Source organism: Rhodococcus sp. NPDC059968 (assembly GCF_042738615.1).
Taxonomy (GTDB): Bacteria; Actinomycetota; Actinomycetes; order Mycobacteriales; family Mycobacteriaceae; genus Rhodococcus_F.
Genome location: NZ_JBHWUE010000129.1, coordinates 1 through 7,431, shown reverse-complemented (window position 1 = coordinate 7,431; position 7,431 = coordinate 1). Strand labels below are relative to the sequence as shown.

General features: G+C 57.6%; 4 protein-coding genes and 1 pseudogene. 1 reads left to right on the top strand and 4 read right to left on the bottom strand.

The window, feature by feature from the left end; translation table 11 throughout:
- Window positions 1-1,286 precede the first annotated feature (1,286 nt).
- Together ACFWAY_RS47585 and ACFWAY_RS47580 are read right to left on the bottom strand one after the other, a co-directional pair.
- Window positions 1,287-1,956: pseudogene (locus ACFWAY_RS47585) on the bottom strand (sigma-70 family RNA polymerase sigma factor); the annotation flags it as partial.
- 132 nt (window positions 1,957-2,088) lie between these two features.
- A complete protein-coding gene (locus ACFWAY_RS47580) occupies window positions 2,089-2,523 on the bottom strand; it encodes a MarR family winged helix-turn-helix transcriptional regulator (protein WP_378515590.1) in 435 nt (144 codons plus the stop codon).
- A 243-nt stretch (window positions 2,524-2,766) separates the two neighbouring features.
- On the opposite strand from ACFWAY_RS47580, the gene ACFWAY_RS47575 reads away from it, so the two are divergent.
- Window positions 2,767-4,413 (top strand): long-chain fatty acid--CoA ligase, encoded by a 1,647-nt coding sequence (locus ACFWAY_RS47575; protein WP_378515589.1) that lies wholly within the window; start codon window positions 2,767-2,769, stop codon window positions 4,411-4,413.
- Window positions 4,414-4,933: 520 nt separating this feature from the next.
- Here ACFWAY_RS47575 and ACFWAY_RS47570 read toward each other — a convergent pair.
- Together ACFWAY_RS47570 and ACFWAY_RS47565 are read right to left on the bottom strand one after the other, a co-directional pair.
- Window positions 4,934-5,902, bottom strand: coding sequence for an NAD(P)H-dependent flavin oxidoreductase (locus ACFWAY_RS47570; RefSeq protein ID WP_378515588.1), 969 nt, complete (start codon window positions 5,900-5,902; stop codon window positions 4,934-4,936).
- Between the two features lie 116 nt (window positions 5,903-6,018).
- Window positions 6,019-7,176, bottom strand: coding sequence for an acyl-CoA dehydrogenase family protein (locus tag ACFWAY_RS47565; protein ID WP_378515586.1), 1,158 nt, complete (start codon window positions 7,174-7,176; stop codon window positions 6,019-6,021).
- Window positions 7,177-7,431: the final 255 nt, after the last annotated feature.

The following is a 7,431-nucleotide window of genomic DNA, read 5'->3' as shown; positions in this document are numbered from 1 at the left end:
GCGCCGACCACCGGGGGTGCGCACTGGTGATAAACCTCGGGTTGGGGGTGGGGGACTTCGGCCGCCGTCGCCGGGGGCCCACGTCCGATCAGGACTTCCTACGTGGTGACCGCAGCGGGTCGTGCGTACCTCACTGCTCCCACGGCAACCGTTCCGATCGACGTCGCGGCAGAGGGTCATCCATCCGACGCAACGGCTGGCGGGTACGAAGACTCCTGGCGCTCGTGTCGACCGAGTTCTCAGGTCGGAGGCTCGGAGGCGTGTCGATGAAGGTCAGGATCTTCACGTCTTCACGATCCGATGTCTCAGGGGTGTTGTCCCGCATCACCAGTACATCGACCACACGAACATGACAGTTCGGATTCTCGCAATACAACTCGACCCGGCCGGTGTCGTGCGGGTCGTCCCGTCGCGACAGAATGCACGACTTGCTGCCGCAGAAAAGGCACAGACTCGATCTCGTGTTCTGCCGAACCCAGGGCACCTCGCCGGGAGACCAAGTCATCGGCTCGACGCTCGACCGCTTCCGGTGTACCGCTGTCGGCTGAATGTATTCCAGGGCGCGCACATCAGCGCGGTCCGTCGTGGCCATCGTGCGATCGTGCATCACGATGACCTCAACGGTGCGGGCCGCACAGTCCGGGCTGTCGCAGTACGGCTGTACGCGACCGTTGTCCGATGCCCGGTCTCCCTATGACACGATCGCGGTGTCGCAGCCACAGAAATAGCAGGTTGAGCTCTCTTCGCGGGTCCGAACCCAGGGAGACTCAACGTGGCCGGAGCGGGCAACGACGCGTGTAGCCTCCGGGAGGGAGCGGTTGGTGGCCGCGCTGGAACTCCGTTCATCCCAAAGTTCCGTGGTCGGTGATTGTGGAGGCGGTCGCCCCCGACCGACTGATACGAGCGATGACGAACTGCAGGAGGCGAGTATCGCCGGCCGACTGTGGAAGACCGTCGAGGAGCACTGACCTGGGCGAGGGGAACAACAAATAAGAATCCCGAAACTGAGCGAACATCGCTTCGACGTGCGGCTCCGGCGCAACGGAAGTGATTCCGTTGCCCCGGAGCTTGTTTCGATTGTGCGATCTGATTGTCAGCGAATAGTGAAGTCGCCGACCGCAGTCACTCCATCTTCGACCGACGCGGTGACGGTCCTTGCCGGAGTGCTCCGTACTTGTTGACCGTTCGACGTCTCGCAAGAGTGAGGGCCGGACCGGCAAGTTCGTCAGACGGGACGTAACCGATCTGTCCGGCGTTGGTGATCACCGCCACCAGATCGGGCTGCGCGGATTCCGTGTCGCCGGAGCTGTATGTCTCGCCGCGGTGTAGACGACATCCGGCGACAGCATAGCCATCTGACCCTCAAGGTCTCCGGTCGCCGCAGCGGTGAGGAACTCGGTCGTGATCGTCGCGGCCCGTTCGGCATCGACCGGCTCGAACCGACGCCTGCGGGCGTGGACGTGTTCACGAGCCCGATGGGCCGTCTGCCGGACCGCCGCGATTGATTTGTCGACGATCGCGGCGATCTCGGCATGATCGAAGCCGAACACCTCACGCAGCACGAACACGGCCCGCTCGTCCGGGCTCAGCGTCTCAAGCACGAGCAGGATTGCCGTGGAGACGGATTCAGCGAGCTCGACGTCGGCGGACGGGTCGTCGGAGGACATCAGAATCGGCTCGGGTAACCAGGGACCGACGTACTTTTCGCGGCGGCGCACGCCCGCGCGCAGGGCGTTGAGCGACTGACGCGTCACGACTTTCGCGAGATAGGCCTTGCTGTCCTCGACGAAGGCCAGATCGACGTCCGCCCAACGCAGGTAACTGTCCTGCAGGACATCCTCGGCCTCCGCCGCGGACCCGAGGATCTCGTAGGCGACCGGTGAACAGCAACGGGCGCAACCCGGTGAACCGGCGAGCGTGCTCCTGCCCGGCTCTCGCGTCTCGGCCTCCGGTCATCTCATCACTGCATCGGCGCCCACCACGCCTGCTCTGTTCCCGCCATGGAGCCATTTGTACGAACCACGGTGCCGGGCCTCCATCCGGATCGTCCACAATGTCCCGCGGCAGATTGCCTCCTTGAGCCTCCTTCTACGCCTTGCGTTCGCGCCGTCGGCGGGGGGAACCTTCGAGATTAGTGCGGCAGATATTGAGGTATCCGCGCAGTGCCTCGCGTTGCCTGAACGTCAGGGATTCGGCCATGTCATCCTCGAGGTCTTCCATCACGAGCCGGTAGCGATCGAGCAGTTCGTGCCCCTGTGCGGTAAGGCAGGTGAGGGTGCGCCGACGATTATCAGGATCAACCTCACGTGTGACCAGTCCGCGACGCTCCAGGGTTGCGAGCATTTCCCCCATGGTTTGCGCAGTGACGAAGGAGTTACGTGCCAGTGCCGCGGCCGACAAGCCGTCCCGGTGCAGGAGGACGGTCAAGGCGGTGTACTGGTGCGTGGTGATGTCTTCTTTTTTGAGCGCAGCTTCCATGTGCGCCCGTACCGCGAGTTCGACCTGTTTGATGATGTACAGCAACGACGGTGACTCGTGAGTGGAGGCTACCTGCGTCGTGTGGACGCCGACAACATCTGTCATATCGTGTCTTCTCCCGCTGTGCCGTACTGATTCGTTTCGTAGGCCTCCTGATCATCCTAGCTAGGCAGTCGAGTCGCGCGACACTGGCATCGAGAATGTTGTCGCCTGTCCCATAGGAGACTTGGGTATTGCATACAGACCCCTCTGCGCGCTGTAATATAAGGAAGCCTTACATTTTGGGGAATGAGTGTGCATCCTGTTGCTCACCTTTGGATCTGCACGCGCGACTGTCAGTTCGGAGAGGTAATCATGCACACCGACGTTGGACTCGGCAGTTGGCCTTGGCGGCGGGCGAGGATCACGCCCGACCGAATTGCCCTCGTCGAGGAAGGGCGTGTCATGACTTACCGCCATCTCGCCGACCGGGTGGCTCGGTTGGCGGCGTCCCTCGCGGATGCAGGAGTCAGGCCGGGTGACCGGGTGGCATATCTGGGGCCGAACGCGATAGCCACCTTCGAAGCGTTGTTCGCAACAACACTGGCGGGGGCGGTGTTCGTGCCGCTCAATACCCGGCTGTCGCCGGCGGAGGTCGAATACACGTTGGCTGACAGCGCCGCCAGGGTTTTGTTCACAACCGGGGCGCATCACGAAACAATCAGTGGGATCGGGGTGCCACCAGAATCGTTGGTTTCCGTGGTCTCACACGACGCGGGGTCCTGTCCCTGGCCCGCTCTGGACTACGAGCAGTTCCTGGAATCGGGAAGTTTAAGCGCCAACTTCGCTCCCGTCGGGCTGGATGATGCGTGCCTGATCTTGTACACCTCGGGAACCACCGGTCGGCCGAAGGGAGCCATGCTGAATCACGGCAACGTGACGTTCAACACGCTGAACCAATTCGCGCACATCGACGTACTCGAATCGGATCGAGCGCTGTGCATAGCGCCGATGTTTCACGTGACTGGCTTGAACCAGGTCACATTGCCGACTCTGTTCAAAGGCGGCTCGGTTGAGGTGATATCCAAATTCGATGCAGCAACGGTCCTCAAGGCCATCGAATCACAGGAGATCACGAGTTTCTCGGCGGTGCCGACGATCTTGCAGCTGATATGTGAGCATCCGGCATGGAGCGATACGGATCTGAGTTCGTTGCGCTACGTCGTCTATGGTGGCTCCCCAGTCATCGAGCGAGTTGCTCGCGCCTGGCTGGATCGCGGAGTGCGACTACAGCAGGGCTACGGCATGACCGAGGCCACCGCGGGGGTCTATCTCGCTCCCGGAGATGGCGCGTCAGGCCGCCCCACCTCTGTGGGGTTCCCCCATTTCTACACGGATGTCGCAGTGCAGCAACATGGGGCGGTGCGGGCGATCGAGGCCGGAGACCGGGCGGAGTTGCTGGTGCGGGGACCGAATGTGTTCGGCGCCTCCTGGAAGCGGCCCAACGAGACGGCCGAGAGCTTGGTGGACGGCTGGTTCCGCACCGGTGATGTGGTCGAAGTCGCCGAGGACGGTTGGGCATCGATCGTCGATCGAGTCAAAGACGTCATCATCTCTGGCGGCGAGAACATTTATCCCGCCGAGGTGGAAGCGGTACTGGCCCAACATCCCAACATCGCCGCCGCAGCAGTGATCGGGATCGCCGACAGCAGATGGGGAGAAGTCGGCATCGCATTTGTATCACCGGTCGAGGGGACAACCATCGAGACCGACGACGTGACCACATTCCTCGCCGGCCGACTGGCCAGATACAAGATTCCTCGGCATTTCGAGGTGCTCACAGAGATCCCGCGTAACGCCACAGGCAAGATTCAGCGTGCAGCGCTGCGTGAGAAAGCCACCGCAGCGACTGGTAACGAGCATAGCCAGCCGAAAACCGCTGCGGTACAGCGCTGATCGGATCCCAAGAATCGAGAGCGGCGACACACGGTGTGTGTGCTGCCACCCGGATCTGTATATCGAACAGTCACTCGCAAGTGCGGTACACGGGCTCGATGGTGATGATTCGAACCTTGTCGAGGCCAGCGCCGGTCGCGCTGTGAGTGTTCGGAAATGGCTAGCGCGAGCCCCGGCCGGAACGGCGGACAAAACTCTGCGTCCTGCCGGGAAGTCGAGAAACCCTGTAAGTCGGACATGCACCAGCAACGTCATCGTTGGTAACCGCGTCGACGACCCTGATGCCGTTGCCGCGTTGGGTTCACGTCGACCACCCTCAGTTCCAGGTAGTGAGAACAGCCGTGCCGTCAGCAATTACCATGCTCCTGGTTCTCCCTAGTTTCTGAACGTGTGACACCATTCAGATTTCGGGAGACCAAGGGATCTTCTCGATTCAGACTCGCCTGAACTCAACTATGCCTACTTTGGAAGCTGACGAGCGAAGGGGAAACTGCCATACCCACCTGTCTGGCATGGTTCTCTAGATGTGTAGAGCGAAGCGCGTTCGAGCCTCCTGATACTCGTTAGACAAACGGTCAATCAATTCAGCAGCTGAAAGAACTGACGAGATAGCACCGATTCCTTGACCCGATCCCCAAATATCCCTCCAGGGCTTCGCTTCAGATGAAAGTTCAGCTTCGAAGTTCATTGCGGAGGGGTCCGACTTGGCTAGCTTGTCGGGGTCAAGTCCAGAGGCGGTGATGCTTCCACGCAAATAGTTTCCGTGAACTCCCGTGAAAAGATTCGAATATACGATGTCTGCTGCCGCCGATTCAACAATCATTTGTTTATATCGGATGTCGGCGTTCGCCTCGTGTGTTGCAATGAAAGCTGACCCGATATACGCGAGGTCGGCTCCAGTTGCTTTCGCCGCGAGAATTGACCGGCCGTGCGCGATCGATCCCGACAGAAGAAGAGGGCCATCGAACCAGTCTCGGATCTCTTGAACTAAGGCGAATGGTGACTGCGTTCCAGCATGTCCTCCGGCACCCGAGGCGACCGCGATCAACCCATCGGCATGCTTGCTGATTGCTTTTTTAGCAAAATTATTGTCAATGACATCGTGAAATACGATACCTCCGTAAGACTGGATTGTCTCATTGACGTCAGCCCGGGCACCGAGCGATGTAATTACAATAGGAACCTTGAATTCCACAATAGTATCAAGGTCCTCTTCTAATCGGCTGTTGCTTTTGTGGACGATTAGATTTACAGCGAATGGCGCAGCTGGTTTATCTGGGTGATCGATATCATGCTTCTCCAGAGCATCCGTGATCCGAACTAACCATTCACGGAAGACGTGCTGAGGCCTGGCGTTCAGAGATGGGAAGGATCCGACGATTCCGCTGCTGCACTGCGCAATCACTAGGTCAGGTCCTGATACGATGAAAAGTGGCGCGGCCACTACGGGCAAACGCAACCGGTTTTCAAGGAGAGGAGGCAGACTCATTTTACAATACTCCATTCAATGGTGATACATTTTCTACTAATTATATTGACACGATCAGGGATGGATCGGAGTAGCATTCCATTACGAAATGGAACCTATCCCGGACTTAAACCGAGCTAAAGTTTTGCAAGTTTTCGACCAATTATCTCTTTCATGATTTCATTTGCACCGCCGTAGATCGTGCCAATTCTCGAATCCAAAAAGTCTTGCGCCACGTCGTATTCCTTCATGTATCCGTAACCTCCGTGTAGTTGAACTGCACGGTGTACGACTCGGAGATGCAGCTCAGTGATCCACCATTTCGCCATTGCTGCATCGGTCTCATCAAGCGTCTGAGCGCTGGCATCGAGGATGCATCGGTCGATGAACACTTGCGCTATTTCGATTTCGGTGGCGATCTCTGCCAGGTAAAAACGGTTTGCTTGCATATCGATAAGCCTTTGACCGAAAGCGGTTCTATCGATGGCATAAGTACGCGCTTTTTCGAAGGTTCGCTGCATCGTACCCATAGAAGAAACAGCAATACTTAATCGCTCTTGAGGGAGGTTGCGGCGCAAGTATTGGAATCCAGAATTTAGATCTCCGAGCAAATTTTCTTTTGGCACTCGAACATCTTCGAAAAACAATTCTGCGGTATCTTGCGCCAAAAGCCCCACTTTCTTCAACGGACCAGTCTTGAAAAATCCAGGGCTATCCGCATCTATCAGCAATAAGCTGATACCCTTCTTGCCAGCTTGAGGATCGGTTACAACAGCGACAATCACAGTATCAGCAAGAATTCCATTTGATATAAATATCTTTCTGCCGTTGACGATGAAGTCATCTCCGTCCGAGTGTGCGACTGTGGTAATCGCGCCAAGGTCACTCCCCGCAGAGGGTTCAGTTAATGCAATGGCGCCGATCATCCTCCCCGACACCATAGGCTCCAACCAGCGATTCTTTTGCTCCGCAGTTCCGAGCCCCTCTAGATATGGTGCGACGAGATCATTAAAACCACTAAGATTCATCACCACTGAGCTTGCCCCTGCGCGCGCCAGTTCTTCTATAAGTATGGCATTGAATCGAAAATCTTTGGTACCTCCCCCGCCGAATTCCTCAGGAATACCCATACCGAGAAGTCCAAGTTTTCCGGCTTTTTGATAGAGCTCTCGATCTACTTGCCCCTCCTGAGACCATCGAGAAATATGAGGAGATATATCTCTCTCGGCGAATCGTCGTACTGTCTCCCGGAAATCTTGATGTCGTTCGTCAAAAATAGTTCGTGCGAATGACATTCTTCATCCTTATCTAGTGGTAGTTTTGCTTCAGAAATTGCGCGAATTCTGTCCATACTTCAAGACACCTTGTGGGCCGCGGGCCCACAACCCGGCACGTTCACCGAGGGAACATCCCATTTCGACGCCAAGACTACTATTCGCACCTCTCACTGTTAGACCTGAGTTGGCTCATTTCGTTAGTGCGTGAGTTCAGGACCTGAAATCCGATCCACAAGGTCGCGGATTTCGGGATCGATTTCGGGCGGGAACGTG